Origin of the sequence: Cyanobacterium sp. HL-69, assembly GCA_002813895.1 — a bacterium.
GTDB lineage: Bacteria > Cyanobacteriota > Cyanobacteriia > Cyanobacteriales > Cyanobacteriaceae > Cyanobacterium.
The window spans coordinates 2,529,454-2,552,822 of sequence record CP024912.1 but is presented as its reverse complement, the minus strand read 5'-3'; the positions used below and the strand labels follow the sequence as shown (position 1 = coordinate 2,552,822).

Here is a 23,369-nt window from a genome sequence, read left to right as displayed (position 1 = left end):
CGATGACTTCAACCTGAGAGATAATAAACCTAGTAGAAATTTTTACCCAATATATATAAAGTGCTATCATCAATCATTTCTGATTTCAAAATTATCTTTGAGCGAGATCCTGCCGCCCGTAACTGGTTAGAGGTATTATTGTGCTACCCTGGCTTACAAGCGGTTATTCTACATCGTCTTTCCCATCGGTTATATCGCATTGGTATTCCCTTTATCCCTCGTTTTTTATCTCACTTGGGTAGATTTTTTACAGGTATTGAAATCCATCCAGGGGCACAATTAGGCAATGGTGTATTTATTGACCATGGTATGGGGGTTGTCATCGGCGAAACAGCCATTCTAGGGGATTACTGTCTAATTTATCAGGGCGTAACTCTGGGGGGTACAGGGAAGGATACAGGTAAACGTCACCCTACCCTCGGGGAAAATGTGGTGGTGGGTGCTGGGGCAAAGGTGTTGGGTAATTTGTCCATCGGTAATAATGTTCGTATCGGTGCTGGTTCGGTGGTGTTGCGTGATGTGCCTTCGGAGTGTACTGTGGTGGGTATTCCGGGAAGAATTGTTTATCGTTCTGGGGCGAAGGTAAATCCTTTGGAGCATGGGAATTTACCTGATTCTGAGGCAACGGTAATCAGAAGTTTGATTGATAGAATTGAATCTTTGGAGCAAGAAATTACGAAATTAAAACAAAGAGAAGGGGTTATGGCTGATCGTTAATTTTTTTAATTTGATAGTGTAAAAAAAGTTCTTCTCCTATTTGTTTAATGTCTTTTAATTTTAAGGGAACAGGTGATTTTAGATGAATTCCTGCCACTGGAGTAGGGGCTTTTTTCCCTCCTAAGATTACGGGGCAAAGGGTTAACCAAAGATCATCGAGGAGGTTTTCGGCAAGGATGGAGGCAATTAGTTCTCCTCCCCCCAAAATTCCTATACGGTTAATATTAATGTTTTGTAGGTAGTTGAAGGTATCTTTCCATTCTATTTTCCACTGATTATTTTTTGTTATTATGTAATCATTAAAGAGTATTTTTTTATCAGTATGATTAATACTATTTAGCCAGTTTATTTTACCTTCTTTTGTAGTTAATAAAATGCGTTTAATGGGTTGTTCAAAAAAACGATAATGGTGTTCTAGTTGCCCTGATGAAGAACATACAATGTTGATGGGTTGGGGATGTTGCTTTCTAGCTTCTCTCTGGGCGAGGAGATGGGGTTTTTTGATGGTTAGGGTGGTTCCATAGGCTCTGAGGGTATTTGCTCCAAAAATTATGGCATCACAGAGGGATATTTGTTCTTCTAGGTGTTGTAAGTCTTGGGGGCTACTAAATCGAGCTGGTTTTTCGCTGTCGGTACTAATTTTGCCATCGGCACTCATGGCGAGGATGGCGGTGATATGGAGGGGATTAGCCATTGATTTCTCTTAGGTTTTGGAGGCGGGGTTTTACTTCTTCAAAGTCAGGGGCGATCGCACTTACTTGTTGATAACATTCTAGGGCTTCAGCGTAGCGATCAAGAATTTCCAAAACACGGCCCTTATTGTACCATGCCATAAAATAATTGGGTTGAATACCGATCGCCCTTTCCCAACTCATGAGGGCTTCGGGATACTGTTGCAAATTATAAAGAGCATTACCTCGACTATTCCACGATTCCAAGTCATTGACATTTATATCAAGGGCGTGGTCGAAAGATTCAATAGCCTCCGCATACCTTTCCAGATAAGCAAGGGCGCAACCTCGATTGTGCCACACCTGTCCCAAATTAGGCTCTAATTCTATGATTTTATCCCAAGAGGCGATCGCCCCTTCCAAATCTGCATTTTGTGCCTTTTCCAAACCCACATTAAACCAATGCTCAACCCACTGCACATCAACTAATTCTTCCTCCTCCTCTTCATCCATAACAATGGATTCCACCTCCAAAAGAATTTCCCTACTAGAACTACTAGCCTTAACTAGCTTTTCAATAATAGCTCCCGGCTCATGATTTTTCAGGCCTAACTTACGGGCAGTTTTCCTGGCAAAATTTTCATCATCCTGAAGGAGTTTTAATAAATCGGCCAAACTACTAGCTTCCGAAGACTCATCCTCATCACCATCCCCGTTGATAGGCTCTAGTTGAATACCATCTTTTCTCGCCAAAATTTCATTGCCAAACTCATGGGCTAAATCTCCCACGGGACGATAAAATGGTAGAGAAGAAGTTTTTTCTCCCAAAATTACCATCCTTGATGCGATCGTGTAATGGGGGGCAAAAGAGTTTACTAAACTTTCGCCATATTTTTGTAACCATATCAACCAATTATCAACGGTGATTTTTTTTGGTTCTAAATTTTGAAAAAATTTCTCGATGCGGTTTTCCGTCCATCCCTTGGCAACCCCTTCTAATAATTGATTAAAAAGGTACTCCAAAGTTTTATCATCGGTAAACCCTTTTTCTTGGGAGGAATCTTGCCCTTCTTCTTGGTCATAATCCTGTGCTAATTCTTCCTTTTTTGCACCCCAACGCCATATTTTGTTAATCATTACCTTTGAGAACGAAAACCCTTATTCTATTGATATTTAATAATAACTGATAACAATTGACAATGGACGAGACAATGGATAAAACCATAGACATAAAAATAATAGACCATTAAACTTGATTGAGTAGCCCTTAAATATAATCCCTCTTCTCCATTTCACCATTTTCCCCATAGATAATAATTGCTGTGACTTACGAGCCTTTACACCACAAATATCGTCCCCAAACCTTTGCCCAATTAGCAGGACAAGATGCGATCGCCCAGACTCTGAGTAACGCCCTCACATCAGGGAGAATAGCCCCTGCCTATCTATTTTGTGGTCCTAGGGGTACAGGAAAAACCTCCAGCGCCCGTATTTTAGCCAAATCATTAAACTGTATGGCTACCGATAAACCTACCCCTACTCCCTGCGGAAAGTGTGAAGCCTGTGTGAGTATTACCAACGGTTCGGCCCTTGATGTCATTGAAATTGATGCGGCTAGTAATACGGGGGTTGACAACATCAGAGAAATTATTGAGCGGGTACAGTTTGCCCCCGTGCAGTGTCGTTATAAGGTGTATGTAATCGACGAATGCCATATGCTCAGTACGGCGGCATTTAATGCCCTCTTAAAAACCTTAGAAGAGCCACCGAGTAGGGTAATTTTTGTCTTAGCAACCACAGACCCCCAAAGGGTTTTACCCACCATTATCAGCCGTTGTCAGCGGTTTGATTATCGTCGTATCCCCCTTGATGCCATGGTCAAACACTTGCGGTATATCGCCACGGAGGAGTCCATAGACATCGATTCTGGAGCATTGAGTTTGGTGGCACAACTTTCCAATGGAGGGATGAGGGATGCGGAGAGTTTGTTGGATCAACTAAGTTTGTTATCGGGTACTATTACCACCCAAAAGGTATGGGATTTGGTGGGTTCGGTATCTGAGCAAGATTTATTGGAGTTGTTAAATGCGATCGCCTCGGATAATTCAGAAACAGCAATCGTACAATGTCGCAAACTCTTGGATAGGGGTAGAGAACCTTTAATACTGCTACAAAACCTCGCTAACTTCTATCTTAGCCTATTGATAGCAAAAACTGCCCCGGGGCGATCGGACTTAGTCACCGTCACCGAAGAAACATGGCAAAAACTATGTCAAACTGCCCAACATTGGCATATTGAAACCATCCTTCAAGGGCAAAAAAAATTAAAAGATAGCGAATTTCAAATCAAAAATACTACCCAACCTCGCCTCTGGCTAGAAATTACCCTCCTTAATCTTCTTCCCTCCGCCAATAGAGTAGTTACCACAACTAATGCCGTAGTTACTCCAACCCCTATTGCACCTTCATCCCCTACCCCTACCGCTCAAAAAAAGGTTTCTCCTACTCCCCCAGTAGCCAATGAATCTCAACCCTCAACTATTCAACCCCAACAACCATCACCCCCAGAAACGCCAACTCCCCCCATTACCTCTAACCTTGAATTTACTTCCCTAGAGGAGTTAAAAGAAAAAGTAGCCGTTACCATTGAGAGCGTGATGACAAAAAGTTTTCTCCTACAACAATGTAGTATCATCGACTATCAAAGCACTGTAATTACCATCGGTGTGATTAAAGAAATCTTCCTCAAACTAAGTAAACAACATCAACCCGCCATGGAAAAAGCCTTCAGTCAAGTTTTAGGCAAATCCATTAATTTGGTATTTCAGGTGGAAGAAAAAGAAACTAAAAAAAAATCCTCTGATAACTCTCCACCCCCTGCCGTAGAAAAAATCGTAGAATATAGTCCTCCTCCTCCCATTAAAACGCCATCGGTAGAGGAAAAAGAAGAAGTTATAAACCTAACACCTCAGCCAGTGGTTGCAGATAGTGACATGGTTAGGGTGGTATCTCCTGCCCAACTAAAACAAGTTGCCGAAAAATTTGCTAAAAGTGTCAACGGTGAAATTATTGATGATGTTGAACCACCACTTTTTATTATTCCAGCCCCAGAAATAAAAGTTATTAATCGCCCTCCGTTAGATATAGAAGATGATGAAGATTTACCTTTTTAGTCCTAAAACTTTTTTGTTATGAACTCTTTAACTGTCAATTTCATAAACGAAGTTAAAACTTACCCAGTTACTCAAATCAAAGGCATAAACATCCGATAAATTAGGTACTAAATCGGCAGTAATGCCACTGCCTTCGTGTAAATCTAAAAGAATGGATTGGGCAACAGCCACAGGATTTTCAAGGACAATTACTGATTCTTCTTCTAAACTATTTTTACTGTTTTTATATAGTTCATTAAAAGTATTATTAAAAGGAGATTGAGAGCAAATGATAATTAATTCTCCAATGCCTTGATTTCCATTATCTATTAATTTTATTGAACTTTTTTCATTAGGAATTACAAAAGTTTCTTGGGCATTTACCATGACATTTTCCGTGGAGAAATAGGCGATCGCCCTTCCCGAAGAGTTAAAACCAATTATGATATAGTAAAGATCATAGTCATTTTCATTATGAATAGAAATAGAAAAAGAAGAACCAGCAGAAATATTAATTAATTGCTTTTGTTGGATAATATTAGGAGTAGCTTTTATATTAGATTTTTGATTCTCTAACGGTAAACTATAAGAAGTTTTTTGATAACTAATATAATTCTGTTTATTCTGAGAATATTCCACCGCTACCCGAACAGGTAAACGAGAAGCATTACCATTGAGAGTCAAATTAACTAACTTTTGAGCCAACTTATTCCTCAAAGGATTACTTAACCTTTTAACCGCCGTTGAAACCGCCTCATTAGGAATTTTTGCCATGGTATTAGGTAACAATACCCCCGCCTGAGAAAATAAACCATAACTACCATTAGAAGTTAACTTCCCTAAAATACAATCTCCGTAAGCATCTCCCAAATTAATCGCCTTAATATCCCCCACAGAAGTCAAAGCGCTAGTAGCATCCACCCTCTCAATTCTTTGTAAACTACTATCCAAACTTACCATCAAATCAATTTCTCGAGGAATTACCCTCACCGCTTCCCGTAAAACTAAACCAGTTTCTACCTTATCAATTCCTTTTAGAATAACTCCTTTAGCCTTATTTCCTATCAAAGAATTAACTTGAATTACCACATTTTGAGAAAGATCAATTTCTGTCGAAAAACAAGAATTTATCCCATAATTAAACAATACTAATAAGGGTAAACCCACTAAATCAAACTCAACATTATTATTTTTATTTACACTTTTTATAACAGTATCCCCATGATGTTCTTCATCCGCTGGGATATAATAAGGAGCAAGATCATTTTTAATTGCCAAAGTAACATTAGTATATTTCAATTCGCCATTAATAAGAGCAATATTAGCCGCTACTTTTTTTGTCAAAATTAGATTAGTAATAGGGGCAACATTTTGCCATAAAGAATGAGTTAAGCTGTAAGTAAATAAACCTGCATTAAAACTATTACTGGTAATTTCTGTGGCTAATCCTTCTGTCGCTGAGGTAAAAATTATCCCCCCAGACTTATTTCCTTTTAACAAAGAATTAGAACTTTTATTTTTTTGTTTAATCTCTTTATTAAAAGCTAACTCCTCACTACTAATAACAGGTATATTATCACCACGATAAGACCTTAACCATAACTTAGTTGACGTAGATACCTCAAAAGGTTGATAACTGGTATCCAAAATGAGAGTATAACGACTGGTTTTCAGAGATTGAAATAAACTAATTAAACTATCTAATAAAATATCTTCATTATTACCATCGCCCTTGAAACTACTACCAGAGGTAATCAAACTTTCTGTTAAACTTTTGTCACCATTATTCAATCTTACCTGTCGTCCATAACCACTAAAATGAAAAACAACCACATCATTTTCCCTTACCTGTTTTGCCAAATGCTCCTCAAAAGCCGTCAAAATAGATTTTCTCGACGCTTCCTTATTCGTTAAAGTTACAATATCTTGCGGATTAAAACCAAAACGAGAAACTAACAACTCCCTTTGTAAATCAACATCCGTCACACAACCCCGTAGATTATTGTTGGTGGATGAATATTGGTTGATACCAACCAAAAGGGCTAACTTTCGGGAATCAGATGCTCCCAAAGCTTGGGCATAACGGCTTAACTCGTGTCGAGGTAAAATTGTCTCACCAAAAAAACCTCCCAAAGAGGCAATACTTAAACCAGCCCCCTGTAAAAAAGTACGTCGATTAAGTTTCATAATTAGGTGTTAGGCAATTGATATTTGATTGATTTCCAAAAATTAAATCTTTTCATTTATGGGGAGTGATTACACTTACCAGAAATTAACTATTTTCTGTCCATGCCTTCATTTTACCTTGATTCATTAAACCATAAGGATCAACCATTTTTTTAAATTTTAGTTGCTCAGGTTCAATGTGTTTTCTTCCTCCATCTTCTAATATATAGGTATGGGGATTGGCAATAAAAGCCCCATTTTGTTCGTGATACTGGATAATTTCGTTCAATCGCTCTTCATTGGTATATCTTACCAACTGCAATCCTGCAGGGATAGCTTTACCTCCTAGCCTCATAAATTCGAGGTGTATCATTACCTCATCCCCAAAAGTTTTATACATTTGCTCTACTTTTTCGAGGGTAAAAAAGAAGGTTTGTAAATAGGTAATATTAGGGTCAATATTACGGGCATGAAAGGTGGTATGATTCCACGTAAATTCTATTAAATTAAGGCTATTTTTTTTCTCTAAATCTTCTTGATAAGTGATTTTACCTTGATATTCTTTTACTAATTCTGATAAAGAATTTATAGAGTTTTCACTAACCGTTAATAAAGCACAGCTTTCTCCCTTTGATAAGTAGTTTTTGAGAGCTATAAAATATTCGGGAATAGGACTAGCATGGACACTAATTAATCTCTTAATAATACCATCACTATCTGCCAAATGTTGGGCAAATTGAGCGGCATTCATAAAGTGAGGGAAAGTAACAATGACATCTAACCAATTATAAGCTGGAGCGAGGGGAATTTCTAATTCTGTGATAATACCATTAGTACCATAGGCATGGTTAATTTGATTGGTTTCATCTCCTTTTAGTTCCAAAATTCTCGGCTCATCTTCAAGGGTTACAACCTTTACTCGGTGAAGATTTCCCCTATCTCTTAATTGTCCATAATTTATCGAACCAATGCCCCCACTACCACCCCCAAAAAAGCCCCCGATGGTAGCGATTTTATAGGTTGATGGTATCATCCGTAATTCCCATCCTTCCTTGCGGGTTGCCCTTTCTACGGTTGCCATTTTTACTCCCGCTTGTACACAGGCAGAGCCATTTTTTATCCAATGAATTTGCCTCATTTCAGTCATATCTAGGACAATTCCACCATGGAGAGGGATACATTGCCCATAATTTCCTGTACCAGCACCCCTTACTGTTAGAGGAATTTTGTGGTTTACACAGATTTGAGCAACTTTTAAAACTTCTTCTTCATTGCTAGGCTGAACAATTAAATCAGCTTTTTTATCTGCTAATTTATTTAATAAAATAGGGCTAAAATAATAGTAATCTTGAGATAATTTTTTGACTTGTTCTGAGTCAATTATTATTTTAATATTGCCTAGTTTATTGATAATATTTTGGTAGTTAATCGAGGACATATTTATAAATAAAAAACAAAAAAAATAATAACTTAAAGATTGATAGCAAATATATACTTATATAATAACTCTAACAACTCCTTTTTTTATATATATTTTTTATGAAATAAGCCAAAACTTTTCCCTCTTAAGCAAAACTTAAAAATCTTTTCTTACCCTCGTCACTCTGCGACTTTACCAGACAAAACAAAAAACCATAAATTGTCACCACGAATATGTTAGCATTAACTACATCGCAACAACTTTGTAGTTTTTTGGAAATTTATGACTTCAAGGGTTTCATCTCCTGCACCTTTGCCTAGCTGGTTAAAAACCCCCATTGGTAAAGCCTCGGAAATTTCTCGGGTGCAAAAAATTGTTAAACAAAGGGAAATTCATACTATTTGTGAAGAAGGACGTTGCCCCAATCGTGGGGAATGTTATGCTAACGGCACCGCTACTTTTTTGTTGATGGGGCATATATGCACCCGTAGTTGTGCTTTTTGTCAGGTGGATAAGGGGGAGGCGCCCATGAGTCTTGATCCTGATGAGCCAAAAAAGGTGGCGGAAGCGGTAAAATTGTTAGGGTTGCGTTACGTGGTGTTGACTTCGGTGGCGAGGGATGATTTGCCTGATGGAGGGGCAAGTTGGTTTGTGAAGGTGATGGATGAGGTTAGGAAGGTTAACCCCAAGACACAAATTGAGGTGTTGACTCCTGATTTTGGTACGGGGAAGGATGCGGAAAATCAACAGGCGCTCAGGGTGGCTACGGTGGTGGGGGCAAAACCTGCTTGTTATAATCACAATGTGGAAACGGTGCCACGGTTACAAAATCCTGTGCGTCGGGGGGGTAAGTATGAGCGCTCGTTGCGGGTTTTGGATTTGGTGAAGGAATTTGATGATAGTATTCCCACGAAATCGGGTTTAATGTTGGGTTTGGGAGAAACCAAGGAGGAGATTGTTTCTACTTTGGAGGATTTGAGGGGCATAAAGTGCGATCGCATCACCATCGGTCAATATATGCGTCCGTCTTTGGCTCATTTACCTGTGGAAAAATACTGGACTCCTAAAGAATTTGAAGAGTTAGGGGCGATCGCCCTTAAAATGGGTTTTAGTCATGTTCGTAGTGCTCCTTTGGTGCGTAGTTCTTACCATGCGGGGGAATAAAGAAATAAAGGACACTGGAGATTTTTTAACATGACCATTCCCAATGATTCAAAATTGGGTATTCGTACAGAAATCAGGGCATTCTTAAAACTAGCCATACCCCTAGCCAGCGCCCAGGTGGCACAGTTAACCACAGGATTCGCTGATACCGTGATGATGGGACATTTGGGCAACGAAATTTTGGCGGCTGGTGCGTTAGCTTTCATTACCTTTTTTTCTATCATGATAGCCACCAGTGGCATCGTTATGGGTGTTACTCCCTTAGTGGCAAATGCCTATGGTGCAGGTAATAAAAATGACATCGAACAATGTACCCGACAGGGGTTATGGTTATCACTACTCCTCTCCATTCCCATTATGATAGTCACCGCCCACTTTGATAGTTTAGTGGGGGGGTTAGGATTAGATAGCACCACCGTAGAATTAGGCAGTACATACCTTGATATTATGTTGTGGGGCTTATTTCCTGCGTTGGGCTTTGCCATGTTACGGGGTGTAGTTTCTGCTCTATCCCAAGCCCGTCCTATTTTTTGGATTGTTACCATCGCCACGGGTTTTAATATTTTGGGTAACTATGTTTTGGGCTTTGGGGTGTGGGGATTTCCTCGTTTAGAATTGGCAGGGTTGGCTTTGGCTTCTACTCTCACATGGTGGGGGATGTTTGGGGCTTTAATTATTTATCTTTCTGTGAGTGAACATTTTAAAGACTATCAATTCTTTTCCCATCTCCATCAGTTAAAACCAAAAACACTATGGAAATTGCTGACAATCGGGATACCCATTGGAGTCTTTACTACCCTTGAGGTTGGGGTATATACCGCAGTAAGCTATCTGATGGCAGAATTTGGTACCGATGGATTAGCCGCCCATCAGATTGTTTTTCAAACCATGAATATCATTTATATGGTGCCATTGGGGATGTCGTTTGCTGCCACTGCTAGGGTTGGTAAATGGTTTGGGCAAGAGAATATGTTAGGCATCCGTCAAGCAGGGTTAGTTAGTGTTACGGTGGGAACTTTATGGACTGCTTTGATTGTGGTGGTGTTGTTGGTGTTTCCTCAGCAAATTGTGGGGTTATATATTAATGTGCTTGAGCCAGAAAATGCGCCTATTGTATCCCTTGCAGTCTCTATTTTACGGGTAGCGGCGATCGCCCATATCTTTGATGGAGTGCAAAAAATTGCCTATGGGGCGTTGCAAGGTTTACAGGATACCCATGTACCAATGGTTTTAAGTTTCTTATTTTATTGGTGTATTGGTTTAACCTGTAGTTATTGGTTTGCATTTGGTTTAAATTTGGGGGCTGTGGGCTTGTGGTTAGGACTTTTGATTGGGGTAGTAATTGCCTCTGTGGTTTTTGTGTGGCGATTTCAAACTTTAGCAGGAAAGCAATGAATAATGGATAATGGATAATGGATAATGGATAATTGACAGTAAACCATTATTAACTGTTGCCTGTTCCCCGTTCCCTCTTCCCCGCCACGATTAATATATTATTACTATAAGATTTAGTATTATTAATTAATTTAGTTTTTTATAAACATGAAATCAAAATTTATTCCCGTAATTTTGGCAGGGGGAAAAGGTGAGCGTTTTTGGCCATTGAGTCGTCGTCAGCGCCCGAAACAGTTTTTATGTCTTGATGGCAGTGGTATCAGTCTTTTACAAGCTACAGCTAACCGTCTTTTGCCTTTGGTGGATGGTTGGGATAATTTGATGGTGATTACTTCGGCTTTGGTGGCGGAGAATGTAAGGCAACAACTACCTCTTTTACCTTCAGAAAATATTTTAGTTGAGCCAGAGGGCAAAGATACTGCCCCCGCCGTTACTTGGGCTAGTTTGGAGATAGAACGACGTTTTGGGGGAAGTGCGATCGCAGGTTTTTTTCCCGCCGACCATTGGATTGAGTCTCCAGAGGGCTTCATTAAAACTATTTTAGCAGGTATTGAGTTTGCAAAGAGCCAAAGGGCGATCGTTACCCTTGGTATTAACCCTACTTATCCTTCCACTGGTTATGGTTATATTCAACAGGGAAACAAGGAAGAAGAAATAAATGGCTTACCTGTGTATAAAGTAACTCGTTTTACGGAAAAACCAGACCAAGAAACCGCATCCGAATTCATCGCTACGGGAGATTATAGCTGGAATAGTGGGATGTTTATTTTTGGGGTAAGTTTTGTATTACAAGAGTTGGAAAAGTTTGCCCCTCAAATATTGAAACCTTTACGGGAAAAGGGAGAACAGGGATATTTTGATTTAGAAAAAATTAGCATTGACTATGCTTTAATGGAAAAAACGGCCTCGGCTTATGTGTTACCTGCAGATTTCCCTTGGGATGACTTGGGGGACTGGAATGCCCTAGAAAGGTTGTTATCGAAAATTGATGATGATAATGTAACTAATACTAATAGTGTTAATTATCAAACTAAAAATTCAATTATTTATAGTAGTCAAAATGATGAAATAATTATGACTATTGGTTTAGAAGATGTGGTCATTGTTCGTGATGGTAATGCTACTTTAGTGGTTAATAAAAATCAAACTCAGGATATTAAAAAAGCATTGAAGTTATTACAAAATCAAAATAATAGTCAAGAGTTTTTATAATGAAATGTTGACATATAATTACTTATTAATACCTACCTAAATCAAGAATCTTTCTGTCTAATTCAGATTTTAAAATGTTATCTGAGGTGGCACTTAAAAATTGAAGGATTTGTTGCCCTACACATTGGGGAGATAAATAATGAAAAAAATGACTACTTTGATTGATTAAACAGAGATAATCTTCTTTTTTTAGGTAAGGTTGCCATTGTTCCATATCTTGGGGAGATATGATAGCATCTTCTGAGCTACCGCACACCATTAGGGGTTTATCTATCCCTCCTTTGAGAATATCTGGGTTTTCATAGAGAGAGTGGGGAGAGAGGGAATATAGTAAGGCTTTGTCGAGGATATTGAGGAAGGCTTTTTGATAGTAGTGATTTTGATAGTGGAATAGATGATGGGATAAACGAGTTAGAATAATTTCTCGACGACAAGGGAAGTTTTTGCGTAGGTTGTAATAATACTCTACCCAATCTCTACTGGGGTTTACACCTACTCCTAAAAGGGTTAGGGATTTTATTTTTTCTGGATATTTACGGGCATACAATAAACCTAGCACCCCTGCGGTGCTGTGACCAATTAAATGTACTGGTTTTTTGACCATGGTTAAATAATCGTCTAAAAGTGCGATCGCACTTTCTAAAGAACACCCTTCATCCTGATTTTGTTCATATTCCCATTGCCCAATGGACACTTGACGGGATAGGTATTTGATAATGGGTAGGTTAAACCGCTTGAAATAGGTATTTGTATTTAACCATAAAACATCAGGATGCTTGAACATAATTCTCAATTATAATGACAATAGATTTACAATATGAAAAAAGTTTTAAGCAAGATCTTTGATCCTGCTCAAAACAAGTAACCGATTCATCTAGCTTCCTGTCTATGGAAGCTAAACTTAGCTTATCCTATTTAAGCTATTATTGCAAGTAATTATCATTAATTTTCAGGTGTAAAGCCATGGGTTATTTGAAGTAGAAACACAAAACCCTAAAACCTTACTTCATTAGTAAACTGCCCCTCAAAACCTCTTGATGAAACTGTGACAATGACTACAATCAAGAAAAGAGATATTAAGTTATATTGTATTTAGGACTAAATATTAATGACGAGAATAGGTATTTATGGCAATGTCAACTATTTCGAGTGGTTTAGGCAAAGATCAAGAAATTTGGAACAATCTTAAAAAGGCGATCGCCAAAAGCTCTGGTTTTAAACAGTGGCAACAAGAGAAGAAATCTAGCCAAGAACAAACTGACGAGCAAGTAAGGGAATATTTACGCTCTACCCTAGAAACCCTTGCCTACTAATAATTTCTTTTTCCCACCATTAGAGAGTGGGATTTTTTCTATTCGGTTGACATATATAAGGTAAGAAACCTAGAATATAATTCATCTATTCAGAAATAAAAAACTTATTTATATATCCTGTGTATCAATTATCTACCGCCAAAGAAACCTTAGATCTAGCATCCGTTAACAGCCATTTAGTTGATTATAGTGCAGAGGCGATCGTTGACTGGGCAAATCAGGAATTTGGGGAACATTTGGTAATGAGTACCAGTTTTGGGATTCAATCAGCAGTGATGTTACACCTTGTCACCCAAGTTGTTCCCAATGTGCCTATCATTTGGATTGACACAGGATATTTACCCAAAGAAACCTACGTCTTCGCCCAAGAATTAACCAACCGATTAAACCTCAATCTAAAAGTATATCAATCAGAAATGAGTCCTGCCAGAATGGAAGCCCTTCATGGTAAACTTTGGCAAGATAAAAGCGTTGAGTCTTTAAACCTTTATGATCGCATCAGGAAAGTAGAACCCATGCAAAGAGCCTTAAAAGAATTAAAAGCCGAGGCATGGTTAGCAGGTTTAAGACAAAATCAAACCAAATTCCGTCAACAATTAGAATACGTCAATAAACAAGGGGAACACTACAAGATTTTACCTATTCTGAAATGGAGTTCCCGTGATATTTATGAATATTTAACAAAGCATGATTTACCCTATCATCCCTACTTCGATAAAGGTTACGTATCCGTAGGAGATTGGCATTCCAGCCGTCCATTAAGTGCCACTGATGGAGATGAAAGAGATACCCGTTTCCATGGGGTAAAACAAGAGTGTGGGTTACATTTACCTCTCAGCAACGATGAAGCCCAAAGTCTTGATTCTAGTCAATTATAAACTGGGGAATAGGGAACAGGCAACGGGCAACGGTGATAAAAAAATATTGCACTCACTGACAAATAATATTGAGATTCTGTCGGGTGGGCAATGCCCACCATTTGAAACTTTGAGATAACGTTGGTAATTGACACTCCCACGCCTTAACTACTGTATTTTTGTCGTATTGCCTAGCTTTATTTAAACTGCTTCATCAGAGTAGCCATTTCAATGGCATTCATAGCATAACTCCAACCATGGTTACTCTTAATACCTGCCCTTTCTAAAGCCTGTTGCATGGTGTCAGTGGTTAAAACACCGAAAATAATTGGTACTCCCGTTTGCACAGAAGCTGAAGCAACCCCTTTGGCTACCTCACTAGAAACATAGTCAAAGTGGGGGGTATCTCCTCTGATTACAGCACCTAAACAGATGATGGCATCATATTTTTTCGTTTCTGCCAATTTACGGGAGACGAGGGGAATTTCAAAGCTACCCGGTACCCAAGCATAGTCCACCTGTTCTCCTTCTGGGTTTACATCAATGCCATGTCTTTTTAAACAATCTTGACAGGCGGCTAATAATTTATTGCTGATTAAATCGTTAAAACGCCCGATAACCAATGCAAAGCGAAGATTTGGGATGTCTTGGGTAAAATTACCTTCAAAAACTGCCATATTTAAAAATAAAAAGTTACTTATTGCTAGAAAAATAATAGGGCTTATCTAAAAGCCCCTTTTGATCAAAAAAATTGTTGTTTATTCTGTTCAGAAATTCTTGAATAAATGTTAATTTTTGTTAAGAAGTTTTGAACTTATACCACGAAAAAGTTGAGTACGGCGACGGCAACTACTAAGGCTATCCATAAACCAGAGCCGATATAGAGAATAGATTTAGACTGTTCCCAGTTTTGGGGAGAGGCGTAGGCAACGGGTACATAAACAATCATGATAAAGGAAAAAAGAACCAATGCTGTTAAAAGTAATTGGAATATAGCTCCCATGTTTTTTTATCTCCTTGAATATATTTTTTTTACTAAACAAACTTTCTTCAAATAGTTTATGCTAATTTGGGACATTCTGGGTAGTCATTTGGGCAGTGGAGGGGTTTAAGTGTAAAAAATAATCTCTTTGTGTGTCTCTATCATGCTCCGATGTTTGCAAGGGAGTTACTATATAATTAATAAAACAGGACGTTAAGTTTTGAAAAAAATATTGATATTAATAACCTTTTATGACTGATATGGTATTAGGAAGTGCTATAGTTACTCCGACGAAGTCTGAACAAACTGTCCGCAAACCTTACCCTAATTATAAGGTTATCGTTTTGGATGATGATTTTAATACCTTTGACCATGTGGCTAGTTGTTTGATGCGTCATATCCCCAAGATGACAGAGGAGTTGGCGTGGAATTTGACTAATCAGGTACATTTTCAAGGTCAGGCGATGGTTTGGGCAGGGCCTTTGGAACAGGCGGAGTTGTATCATCAACAGTTAAGGAGAGAGGGTTTGACCATGGCACCATTGGAGGCATCATGAGTAAGTCATCGGAAGGACGCATTGTTTGGAATCATTCTACCCATTTGGATGGTTTAATTCCCATTTTAGAAAAGTTAGTGGTTTATGATGGGATTCGCACCATTACCCCTGCGGTTTTGAGTCGTTCGCGCAGTCACATTCCCCATCTGAAATTAAAGGTTTCTGTGCCGATTCGAGGGGGTTTTAAGCTCATTGCCCGTCAGGGGAAGAGTGTACAGGAGGTTTTCATTATTACAGATTTAACTCAGGATGAGTTGGAAGGGGCGATCGCCAATATCCTTTCATAGACAGTAGAATGATTTTTGTCATGGTGGTGGATCTGGGGTGATACTATAGCTTATAGTATCTTTACAATTATTTATATATGGCAAGTATCAACGATAATTATTTAAAATTAAAAGCTGGTTATTTATTCCCCGAAATTGGTAGAAGGGTAAGTGCTTTTGCTCAAGATAATCCTGAAGCGAATATTATTAAGTTAGGTATTGGAGATGTTACCGAACCCTTACCCCAAGCCTGTCGTGATGCCATGAGTAAGGCCATTGAGGATATGGGCGATCGCACTTCATTCAAAGGATATGGTCCTGAGCAGGGATACGGCTGGTTAAGGGAAAAAATTGCCCAGAACGATTTTCAAGCTCTCGGGTGTGATGTATCCCCCGAAGAAATCTTCATCTCCGATGGTTCTAAGTGCGACTGTGGCAATATTTTAGACATTTTTGGCAAAAACAACAAAATTGCCGTAACTGACCCCGTATATCCCGTTTATGTGGATACTAATGTAATGGCAGGACACACAGGAGACGCTAACGAGAAGGGAGAATATGAAGGTTTAGTGTATCTTCCCATTAGTGCCGATAATGATTTTACCGCCGAAATCCCTGCTGAACCCGTAGATTTAATTTACCTTTGTTTCCCCAACAACCCCACCGGCTCTACCGCCACCAAGGAATATTTACAACAGTGGGTAAACTATGCCAGAGAAAACGGCTCTATCATTCTTTTTGATGCTGCCTATGAGGCTTTTATTACTGATCCTAGTTTACCTCGTTCTATCTTCGAGATTGAAGGAGCGAGAGAATGTGCGATCGAATTTCGTTCCTTTTCCAAAAATGCAGGATTCACGGGAACCCGTTGCGCCTTTACCGTAGTACCCAAAACCCTCAAAGGAAAAGCCAATGATGGCTCAGAAGTAGAACTCTGGAAACTTTGGAATCGTCGTCAATCCACTAAATTTAACGGTGTATCCTACATTGTGCAAAGAGGGGCCGAAGCGGTATATTCCCCCGAAGGAAAAGCGGAAATTAGTCAATTAGTTAACTTCTATCTCGAAAATGCTAGTATCATTCGCCAAGAATTAACCAAAGCAGGTTTAACTGTTTATGGTGGCGTGAATGCACCCTATGTGTGGGTAAAAACTCCCGATGGTTTATCTAGTTGGGATTTCTTTGATAAACTACTTCATAACGTCCATATCGTTGGTACCCCTGGTTCTGGATTTGGGGCAGCTGGGGAAGGTTATTTTCGTCTTAGTGCGTTTAATAGTCGTGAAAATGTCATTGAAGCGATGAAGCGTATCACCACAACTTTTAATTTCGCTTAATTGTTTTTAAACCAGAATAATTGGGGCAAGTCTTTTCTTTGGGAAGATTTGCCCTTTTTTAGTTTTTTAAACTACAGTAATTAAGCAACTTGTAAACTTCTTTGGGGCAAGACACAAAACAGATTTGATAAGACTCTCAATTGTTCGGGATAGCAAGGTTTGGGATAGTTTTCTAACCAGACAGGAGGTACAAACATCGGATCATATTCTTCCACATAGTATATTTTTCCTCCCTCTTGTTTTAGTTGTACTGGGGTGCCGGGTTGATAGATTCTGGCTTCTTCTTGTTCCCATTTTGTGGAATCCATAGGGTTTATCCTTTTTTTTTGCTTCTGTATAAAATTATACCAAATACAAAGTAAATGTCAGGATAATTTAACATTTTTAAATATCTCAGATTTTTATGGTTGATCTACAATGAACATGTAGTGAAACTTTGACACAACATTAAAAATGAAAACTTTATACGAAAAATTAGGCGGAAAAGAAGCTGTAGATACCGCTGTGGATATGTTTTATGAAAAGGTATTAAATGATGAAAGGGTAAAACACTTTTTTGTTAATACTGATATGAAACAGCAAAAAAATCATCAAAAGGCTTTTATGACCTATGCTTTCGGTGGTACTGAGAAGTTCACTGGTCGTAATATGAGGGATGCCCATAAGGATTTAGTGGACAAAATGGGCTTGACAGATCTTCATTTTGATGCGATCGCCCAAAACCTTGTAGAAACCCTCCATGAGTTGAATGTATCTCAAGAAAACATTGATGAAGTCGTTACCATTGTTGGGGCAGTGGAACATCGTAACGATGTTTTAAACCGTTAATAACAATACTTTAACCTATGTAGCTGAAAGGGTTAAAAGAAAACAAAGGTTATCAGTAGCACTTAGGGCATGGGGGGCATCATGGGGCATGACGACAAAAACACCCTTTTCTAAGGTGATGTCGTTTCCCTCTAAGGTTAAAACTCCTTTTCCTTCAATAACGTTAACTGTGGCGTTACGGCTGGAAGTGTGTTCAGAAATTTCTGTACCTTTAGCTAGAAAGAATAGGTTCTATATTATGTTGATTTTGTCAATGTTCGTTCTCATTTGAATTCTTTTACATAGTTTCGTTTTCTTTCGCCTACCTAGCCAACAAGTCAAATTGATATATATGTCTAACCAAAACTTAATTTAAAGTTAATCTAAAATTAAACAAAATATATTAGAAAAATAATTAAAAATAAATTTTTAAAATATTTAATTAAAAATCAAAAAAAAGTTAACTATTTTGTTGCCTATATTACATTATTATCTTGACTTAAATAGGTTTTAGGATTTAAGATCAGCAGGTTTAATAGCTCAGAAAACATATTTAATTAATTAATTTTATACAATATATAGCTGTTAAATATGAAGATAATCTTCTCTTAACCTCCTAATAAAACTGAATAAATCAGATAAAAAATGTCAACAATTAACTTAACTGGTTTGAACTATGACCAGAATTTTGATACTCTTGCCAACAGTGGTGAGCCTAGTAATGTTTTGCCCCTAGGGTGGTTTTTTTTAGAAACTGGTAATAATGCGAACGAAACCTATGGTATTAGCGATGGCAGTAGTAACTCTGGAAATACCTACAGTTACGGCTCAACAGATTCTACGGACAGAGCTTTTGGTACTTTATTATCTGGCTCATTAAATTCAATGATTGGAGCAGGTTTTACCAATAATTCTGGTTCTACCGTTACAGGATTAGACATTAGCTATCAGGGCGAACAATGGCGACTAGGAACCTCTGACCGAACCACTCCAGACCGTTTAGACTTTCAATATAGTTTGGATGCAACTTCCCTTAATTCAGGTACATGGGTTGATGTGGATTCTTTAGATTTTACCCCTCCTATCACTACGGGAGATGTGGGGGCAAAGAATGGTAATGAAAATGCTGTAGAAATTGCTAATACCATTTCAGAGCTAGAAATTGAAGACGGAGAAACGTTTTGGATTCGCTGGACTGATTTTAATGCCTCTGGGGCGGATGATGGTTTAGGTATTGACGATTTTTCTTTAACCCTGTTAGATGGCGAAGTAATTGTAGATGAGCCGGGGGAAGATGAAGATACAGAACCAGAAATTCCCCCAGAGCCAGAAATTACTAAAATTCATACCATTCAGGGAGAAGGTATGGCATCCCCCCTTGTGGATGAAATTGTAACCATAGAGGCGATCGTTGTTGGTGATTTTCAATCTTTTGATGATAATACTGGTAGTAATCTACGGGGTTTTTATGTTCAAGAGGAAGATAGTGACATTGACGATAACTCTTTGACCTCGGAAGGTTTATTCATCTTTGATGATAACTTTGGGGTTGACGTTAATGTCGGTGATTTAGTTCGGGTAACTGGTACTGTGGCTGAGTTTACTTCTGGTAGCAGTAGTTTAACTCAATTACGCAGTGTTAGCGATGTCACTGTGGTTAGTGAAAATAATGCTTTACCCACCCCTGTAGAAGTTTCATTTCCTCTCAATAATCCTAATGATTTAGAGGCTTTTGAGGGAATGTTGATCACAATTCCGAATACTTTAAGCGTAACGGAACATTTTCAATTAGGTCGCTTTGGTCAAGTGGTTTTATCCTCTGATGGTGACACTAATCAACCTGATACTGATGGACGTTTAGACCAGTTTACTCAATTTAATGCTCCTAGTGTGGATGGTTTCAGTGCCTATCAAGAAGAGTTAGCGAAGCGTCGCATTGTGGTTGATGATGGTTTAACGGTTCAAAATCCAGATCCCATTATCAATGGTAGAGAGGAAATGCCATTGAGTCCTACGAATACTCTCCGTGGTGGTGATACGGTGATGGGTTTGACTGGTATTCTTGATGATCGTTTTGGTGCATCTAATATTGGTAATTATCGGATTCAACCTACTGCCCCCATTGATTTTCAAGCTACCAATTCTCGTCCCACGGAAGTTCCTGATGTTGGTGGACGGTTAAAGGTTGCTAGTTTTAATGTTCTCAATTATTTTAATGGTGATGGTGCAGGGGATTTTTCTGGTTCTGAGCAAAGGGGGGCTGATAATCCTGAAGAGTTTGAACGTCAGAGAGATAAAATCATTTCAGCTATTGTCGGTTTAGATGCTGATGTGGTTGGTCTTGTGGAGATTGAAAATGACGGTTACGGGAATGATAGTGCCATTCAAGATCTCATTGATGGTTTAAACGCTGTGGAGGGAGAGGGTACTTATGCTTTTGTCGATCCTGGTACTCCTACTTTGGGACTTGATGCGATCGCAGTGGGCTTTATTTACAAAACTAATTCGGTAAAAGTAGCTGATGAAAGTAGTGTCGCAATTTTAGAAACAGGGGCATTTGACCCTGTTAATGTCGCCCGTCATCGTGTACCTTTGGCGGTAACGTTTGAAGAATTAGCCACCGGAGAACAGTTTACAGCCGTTAACAATCACTTTAAATCTAAAGGTTCATCAGGATTGAGTGATGAAAATGATCCTAACTTTGATCAAGGGGATGGACAAGGATTTTGGAATGATACTCGCACCCAAGCATCTCAAGATTTAGCCAATTGGTTGGCTACTAATCCTACAGGAATTAATGACAGTGATGTGGTTATTTTAGGGGATTTAAATGCTTATGCCCAAGAGGATCCTATCACAACCCTAGAGAATGCAGGTTATCAAAATTTAGTTCCTCAAAGCAGTTATTCCTTTGTTTTTGACGGTCAATGGGGTACCCTAGACTATGCTTTAGCTACGGGTAGTATACGTAACCAAGTTACAGGAGCCACAAAATGGCATATCAACGCCGACGAACCCAATGCTTTAGACTACAATACTAATTTTAAATCTGAAAATCAAGTTATTAGTCTTTATGACGATAGCCCTTTTCGTTCTTCAGATCATGACCCTGTTATTGTTGGCTTGAATTTGAGTAGCTCTGTTCCAGATACTGGCAGTAGCGGAGGTGGAAGTGGTTTTACTCCCCCAATTATCCCTCCTGTACAGACTCCTGACACCTCGACTCCCCCAAGAAATTCTCTTATTGAAAGAGTTTTAACGTTTAGTGAAAATAATGTGCAAATCCTCTATATTCCCTTAACAGGAAGACCTGGAGATCCTACAGGGTTAGGATTCTGGAAAAATGCCATTACTGAAAATAACATTAGTTATTCCCCTTTTAATGGTGATACTCTAGCTAATTTCCCTGAGGAGCAGAGAATTGGTTATCAAAATATTATCAATGATTTTGCTGCTTCTTCAGAAATCGTCAGATTATTTGGTCAAAATGATAGTCTATTTGCTATTAACCTAGTTTACAGTAACGCCTTTAACCGCCCGGCTGAAGAAGAAGGATTAAATTACTGGAATAATGCCTTAGAAATAGGGGATGTTACTCTTGCTAACCTTGCTCTGGAGATTTCTTTGGGTGCCATTGGTTCTGATGTTAGTATTTTGAGTAATAAGGTTGTTAGTGCAGAATTATTCCTAGAGCGTCTACAATCTCTTGGTATGAGTTCAAGATATGTTGGAGAAGAAGCAGAAGTGATTGCTTCTGAGTTTTTATCTTCTGTGGGTAACACTATAGCCACTCAGAGTGAGATTGATAATGTTATTAACCGTCTTCCTGTAATGTAATAATTATTGCATCAAATTTGGATAAATACTCGTTATAAAAATCCCCCATTTTGGGGGATCAAGGGGATAAAATCGAAGAAACGGAAAAATTTTATAAATATGGAAGCCTTTGCCCGTAGCGCCCCAGAGTGGACTTATAAAGCCACCCATGCCCTCAGTTTTTGTTGCCCCCGTTGTGGTGCATCCTCTCGACAAGCTACTAAAGTATGGCTTAATCGTTATGCCCCTGTGATGATGGAAAACTATGAACGCAAATGGCAAGAATTTTATACTTGTGAGTGTGAGCAGGTTTGGTGGGCTTGGAGTTGCGATCGCCCTAACTAAACACAGTAAATTAATTCAAACTCAAGTTAATTAGGTACTAGGAAGAAAGTTAGTTTTAGATAAATTACTGCATTTCACTCGTGTAATTTTCCTTCTAATTCTTTGGTCAGAAAATAGTTTAATACGGTACGAACGATAGCAATTATAACCAGTTTACCAAGGGAGGTAAAATCTGAGCTTAGGGTGGTGGCAACTATATCCGCCCCCAATTGAAATTCTAGGGCAAGGACTAACCACATACCAAATTCTAATCGAACTTTTGTAAATCGGTTTTGGCGGTGATGGGATTTGTAATTAAGGGACAGTTGTAGGGTTTTAATTAATCCCCATAATATACACAAAAGGGCGATCGCCTCTAGCACTAATTTAAAAAGATTAGCAAAAATATATAATCCTGCTTCGATAAATTCTATTAGTTCCATTTTTCAATATCATTAACTATTGTTTGATGGATTTTTTTTTTGCTTTCTCTGGCGTCAATTTTCAATATTTTATGGGAATAATTAGCAAATATTTCTGTAAATCTTTCCCTAACTTTAGTTAATTTTTCTTGGGTTTCATATATTTCTTTTGAAGGGCGATCGCACATTCTTTCTAATGCTATATTTACGGGAAGATCAAGATAAATAACTAAATCTGGGGGAGGAAATTTTTGATTTAAAATACTTACAAAATCATAATCTTTTTCTGTTTTTCCATTATAAGCAAGGGAAGAAAAATAATATCTGGTACTAATTACATGGATATTTTCTTTGGTTAAACTATAAACTCCATCCACATTATTATATAAATGGTAATGGCGATCGGCCGCAAACAAATAAGCCATTTGTTGATCGTATAAATCCTCACTATTAAAATCATTTTTCCCTGCTAAAAAAGTTCTTAATAACTTTCCAATGGGGCCAGCAGAAGGCTCTGGACTAACAATAGATTGTTGCCCTATGTGAGTAAAATAATCCCGTAACATTTGAGCTTGAGTTGAACTCCCTGCACCATCAACTCCTTCAAAAACAATAAATAATCCCTTTGACATTTTAATTTTTTCTTAAAATACTCACAAAGAATATAATCATACTAAATTCTTCAACAAAAGTAAACATCCATAGGTCTTAAACTTTGAGCTTTAGGTTGTTGTTGATTACTCTTTAATTAAGAATCAAAAGTATTATTTATCAAAGGTTTGATCATAATA

At 38.3% G+C, this 23,369-nt stretch carries 23 protein-coding genes and 1 pseudogene; 13 read left to right on the top strand and 11 right to left on the bottom strand.

Annotation, left to right across the window (positions count from 1 at the left end; translation table 11 throughout):
• Positions 1–60 precede the first annotated feature (60 nt).
• Positions 61–717, top strand: a complete 657-nt coding sequence (cysE, locus tag AA637_RS11790) for a serine O-acetyltransferase (protein ID WP_446682919.1) — start codon at positions 61–63, stop codon at positions 715–717.
• Here cysE and AA637_RS11785 read toward each other — a convergent pair.
• Positions 701–1,411: a RibD family protein gene (locus AA637_RS11785; protein WP_446682918.1), complete on the bottom strand. Its 711-nt coding sequence runs from the start codon at positions 1,409–1,411 to the stop codon at positions 701–703. The genes cysE and AA637_RS11785 overlap by 17 nt on opposite strands.
• The gene (locus AA637_RS11780; protein WP_446682917.1) at positions 1,404–2,525 is read right to left on the bottom strand and encodes a tetratricopeptide repeat protein; all 1,122 of its coding nucleotides are present in this window, start codon (positions 2,523–2,525) and stop codon (positions 1,404–1,406) included. Before AA637_RS11780 ends, AA637_RS11785 begins: the two co-directional genes overlap by 8 nt.
• Positions 2,526–2,710: 185 nt before the next feature.
• Here AA637_RS11780 and AA637_RS11775 point away from each other — a divergent pair, with 185 nt between their 5' ends.
• A complete protein-coding gene (locus tag AA637_RS11775) occupies positions 2,711–4,561 on the top strand; it encodes a DNA polymerase III subunit gamma/tau (RefSeq protein ID WP_446682916.1) in 1,851 nt (616 codons plus the stop codon).
• 27 nt (positions 4,562–4,588) lie between these two features.
• Here the strand turns inward: AA637_RS11775 and AA637_RS11770 are convergent, their stop codons facing one another.
• Complete coding sequence (locus AA637_RS11770) at positions 4,589–6,727, bottom strand: caspase family protein (protein ID WP_446682915.1); 2,139 nt, start codon at positions 6,725–6,727, stop codon at positions 4,589–4,591.
• 85 nt (positions 6,728–6,812) lie between these two features.
• Positions 6,813–8,144 (bottom strand): FAD-binding oxidoreductase, encoded by a 1,332-nt coding sequence (locus AA637_RS11765; RefSeq protein WP_446682914.1) that lies wholly within the window; start codon positions 8,142–8,144, stop codon positions 6,813–6,815.
• Positions 8,145–8,408: 264 nt separating this feature from the next.
• Between AA637_RS11765 and lipA the strand changes: the two genes are divergently transcribed.
• The 3 genes from lipA to AA637_RS11750 all read left to right on the top strand — a co-directional run bounded on the left by lipA (position 8,409) and on the right by AA637_RS11750 (position 11,897).
• The gene (gene lipA, locus AA637_RS11760) at positions 8,409–9,290 is read left to right on the top strand and encodes a lipoyl synthase (RefSeq protein WP_446682913.1); all 882 of its coding nucleotides are present in this window, start codon (positions 8,409–8,411) and stop codon (positions 9,288–9,290) included.
• A gap of 30 nt (positions 9,291–9,320) precedes the next feature.
• A complete protein-coding gene (locus AA637_RS11755; protein WP_446682912.1) occupies positions 9,321–10,685 on the top strand; it encodes an MATE family efflux transporter in 1,365 nt (454 codons plus the stop codon).
• A gap of 147 nt (positions 10,686–10,832) precedes the next feature.
• Positions 10,833–11,897, top strand: a complete 1,065-nt coding sequence (locus AA637_RS11750; RefSeq protein WP_446682911.1) for a mannose-1-phosphate guanylyltransferase — start codon at positions 10,833–10,835, stop codon at positions 11,895–11,897.
• 25 nt (positions 11,898–11,922) lie between these two features.
• On the opposite strand, the gene AA637_RS11745 is transcribed toward AA637_RS11750, so the two are convergent.
• Positions 11,923–12,681 carry an alpha/beta fold hydrolase gene (locus AA637_RS11745; protein ID WP_446682910.1) on the bottom strand — a complete coding sequence of 253 codons (759 nt, stop codon included), beginning with the start codon at positions 12,679–12,681 and terminating at the stop codon, positions 11,923–11,925.
• Positions 12,682–13,024: 343 nt separating this feature from the next.
• Here AA637_RS11745 and AA637_RS11740 point away from each other — a divergent pair, with 343 nt between their 5' ends.
• A complete protein-coding gene (locus AA637_RS11740) occupies positions 13,025–13,210 on the top strand; it encodes a hypothetical protein (protein WP_069790387.1) in 186 nt (61 codons plus the stop codon).
• Between the two features lie 119 nt (positions 13,211–13,329).
• Positions 13,330–14,088 (top strand): phosphoadenylyl-sulfate reductase, encoded by a 759-nt coding sequence (locus AA637_RS11735; protein ID WP_446682909.1) that lies wholly within the window; start codon positions 13,330–13,332, stop codon positions 14,086–14,088.
• 176 nt (positions 14,089–14,264) lie between these two features.
• Here AA637_RS11735 and ribH read toward each other — a convergent pair whose 3' ends face one another.
• Positions 14,265–14,744, bottom strand: coding sequence for a 6,7-dimethyl-8-ribityllumazine synthase (gene ribH, locus AA637_RS11730; protein ID WP_069790383.1), 480 nt, complete (start codon positions 14,742–14,744; stop codon positions 14,265–14,267).
• Between the two features lie 137 nt (positions 14,745–14,881).
• Complete coding sequence (gene psbZ / locus AA637_RS11725; protein ID WP_069790382.1) at positions 14,882–15,070, bottom strand: photosystem II reaction center protein PsbZ; 189 nt, start codon at positions 15,068–15,070, stop codon at positions 14,882–14,884.
• A 239-nt stretch (positions 15,071–15,309) separates the two neighbouring features.
• On the opposite strand from psbZ, the gene clpS reads away from it, so the two are divergent.
• The 3 genes from clpS to AA637_RS11710 all read left to right on the top strand — a co-directional run bounded on the left by clpS (position 15,310) and on the right by AA637_RS11710 (position 17,209).
• Complete coding sequence (clpS, locus tag AA637_RS11720; RefSeq protein WP_446684584.1) at positions 15,310–15,606, top strand: ATP-dependent Clp protease adapter ClpS; 297 nt, start codon at positions 15,310–15,312, stop codon at positions 15,604–15,606.
• Positions 15,603–15,893, top strand: a complete 291-nt coding sequence (locus AA637_RS11715) for a DUF2103 domain-containing protein (protein WP_069790380.1) — start codon at positions 15,603–15,605, stop codon at positions 15,891–15,893. The genes clpS and AA637_RS11715 overlap by 4 nt, the downstream gene beginning before the upstream one ends.
• A gap of 77 nt (positions 15,894–15,970) precedes the next feature.
• The gene (locus AA637_RS11710) at positions 15,971–17,209 is read left to right on the top strand and encodes an LL-diaminopimelate aminotransferase (protein ID WP_446682908.1); all 1,239 of its coding nucleotides are present in this window, start codon (positions 15,971–15,973) and stop codon (positions 17,207–17,209) included.
• 80 nt (positions 17,210–17,289) lie between these two features.
• Here the strand turns inward: AA637_RS11710 and AA637_RS11705 are convergent, their stop codons facing one another.
• Positions 17,290–17,517, bottom strand: a complete 228-nt coding sequence (locus tag AA637_RS11705; RefSeq protein WP_446682907.1) for a hypothetical protein — start codon at positions 17,515–17,517, stop codon at positions 17,290–17,292.
• A 145-nt stretch (positions 17,518–17,662) separates the two neighbouring features.
• Between AA637_RS11705 and AA637_RS11700 the strand changes: the two genes are divergently transcribed.
• Positions 17,663–18,037: a group I truncated hemoglobin gene (locus AA637_RS11700; protein ID WP_446682906.1), complete on the top strand. Its 375-nt coding sequence runs from the start codon at positions 17,663–17,665 to the stop codon at positions 18,035–18,037.
• Positions 18,038–18,052: 15 nt separating this feature from the next.
• On the opposite strand, the pseudogene AA637_RS11695 reads toward AA637_RS11700, so the two are convergent.
• A pseudogene (locus AA637_RS11695) lies at positions 18,053–18,250 on the bottom strand (cupin domain-containing protein); the annotation flags it as partial.
• Between the two features lie 411 nt (positions 18,251–18,661).
• Here AA637_RS11695 and AA637_RS11690 point away from each other — a divergent pair.
• Both AA637_RS11690 and AA637_RS11685 read left to right on the top strand, forming a co-directional pair.
• The gene (locus AA637_RS11690) at positions 18,662–21,853 is read left to right on the top strand and encodes an ExeM/NucH family extracellular endonuclease (protein WP_446682905.1); all 3,192 of its coding nucleotides are present in this window, start codon (positions 18,662–18,664) and stop codon (positions 21,851–21,853) included.
• Positions 21,854–21,952: 99 nt separating this feature from the next.
• Entirely contained in the window at positions 21,953–22,177 is a 225-nt protein-coding gene (locus AA637_RS11685) for a hypothetical protein (RefSeq protein WP_446682904.1), read from the top strand.
• A 74-nt stretch (positions 22,178–22,251) separates the two neighbouring features.
• Here the strand turns inward: AA637_RS11685 and AA637_RS11680 are convergent, their stop codons facing one another.
• Both AA637_RS11680 and tmk read right to left on the bottom strand, forming a co-directional pair.
• Positions 22,252–22,599, bottom strand: coding sequence for a DUF1622 domain-containing protein (locus AA637_RS11680; RefSeq protein WP_069790374.1), 348 nt, complete (start codon positions 22,597–22,599; stop codon positions 22,252–22,254).
• Entirely contained in the window at positions 22,590–23,210 is a 621-nt protein-coding gene (gene tmk / locus AA637_RS11675; protein WP_446682903.1) for a dTMP kinase, read from the bottom strand. Before tmk ends, AA637_RS11680 begins: the two co-directional genes overlap by 10 nt.
• Positions 23,211–23,369 lie beyond the last annotated feature (159 nt).

Coding starts and splice junctions, on each gene's coding strand:
- AA637_RS11700 (WP_446682906.1), top strand. CDS start 17,663: ATGAAAACTTTATACGAAAAATTAGGCGGAAAAGAAGCTGTAGATACC.
- AA637_RS11740 (WP_069790387.1), top strand. CDS start 13,025: ATGGCAATGTCAACTATTTCGAGTGGTTTAGGCAAAGATCAAGAAATT.
- AA637_RS11770 (WP_446682915.1), bottom strand. CDS start 6,727: ATGAAACTTAATCGACGTACTTTTTTACAGGGGGCTGGTTTAAGTATT.
- AA637_RS11715 (WP_069790380.1), top strand. CDS start 15,603: ATGAGTAAGTCATCGGAAGGACGCATTGTTTGGAATCATTCTACCCAT.
- AA637_RS11755 (WP_446682912.1), top strand. CDS start 9,321: ATGACCATTCCCAATGATTCAAAATTGGGTATTCGTACAGAAATCAGG.
- AA637_RS11680 (WP_069790374.1), bottom strand. CDS start 22,599: ATGGAACTAATAGAATTTATCGAAGCAGGATTATATATTTTTGCTAAT.
- AA637_RS11750 (WP_446682911.1), top strand. CDS start 10,833: ATGAAATCAAAATTTATTCCCGTAATTTTGGCAGGGGGAAAAGGTGAG.
- AA637_RS11785 (WP_446682918.1), bottom strand. CDS start 1,411: ATGGCTAATCCCCTCCATATCACCGCCATCCTCGCCATGAGTGCCGAT.
- AA637_RS11690 (WP_446682905.1), top strand. CDS start 18,662: ATGTCAACAATTAACTTAACTGGTTTGAACTATGACCAGAATTTTGAT.
- psbZ (WP_069790382.1), bottom strand. CDS start 15,070: ATGGGAGCTATATTCCAATTACTTTTAACAGCATTGGTTCTTTTTTCC.
- AA637_RS11705 (WP_446682907.1), bottom strand. CDS start 17,517: ATGGATTCCACAAAATGGGAACAAGAAGAAGCCAGAATCTATCAACCC.
- AA637_RS11685 (WP_446682904.1), top strand. CDS start 21,953: ATGGAAGCCTTTGCCCGTAGCGCCCCAGAGTGGACTTATAAAGCCACC.
- AA637_RS11745 (WP_446682910.1), bottom strand. CDS start 12,681: ATGTTCAAGCATCCTGATGTTTTATGGTTAAATACAAATACCTATTTC.
- AA637_RS11780 (WP_446682917.1), bottom strand. CDS start 2,525: ATGATTAACAAAATATGGCGTTGGGGTGCAAAAAAGGAAGAATTAGCA.
- AA637_RS11765 (WP_446682914.1), bottom strand. CDS start 8,144: ATGTCCTCGATTAACTACCAAAATATTATCAATAAACTAGGCAATATT.
- ribH (WP_069790383.1), bottom strand. CDS start 14,744: ATGGCAGTTTTTGAAGGTAATTTTACCCAAGACATCCCAAATCTTCGC.
- AA637_RS11710 (WP_446682908.1), top strand. CDS start 15,971: ATGGCAAGTATCAACGATAATTATTTAAAATTAAAAGCTGGTTATTTA.
- tmk (WP_446682903.1), bottom strand. CDS start 23,210: ATGTCAAAGGGATTATTTATTGTTTTTGAAGGAGTTGATGGTGCAGGG.
- lipA (WP_446682913.1), top strand. CDS start 8,409: ATGACTTCAAGGGTTTCATCTCCTGCACCTTTGCCTAGCTGGTTAAAA.
- clpS (WP_446684584.1), top strand. CDS start 15,310: ATGGTATTAGGAAGTGCTATAGTTACTCCGACGAAGTCTGAACAAACT.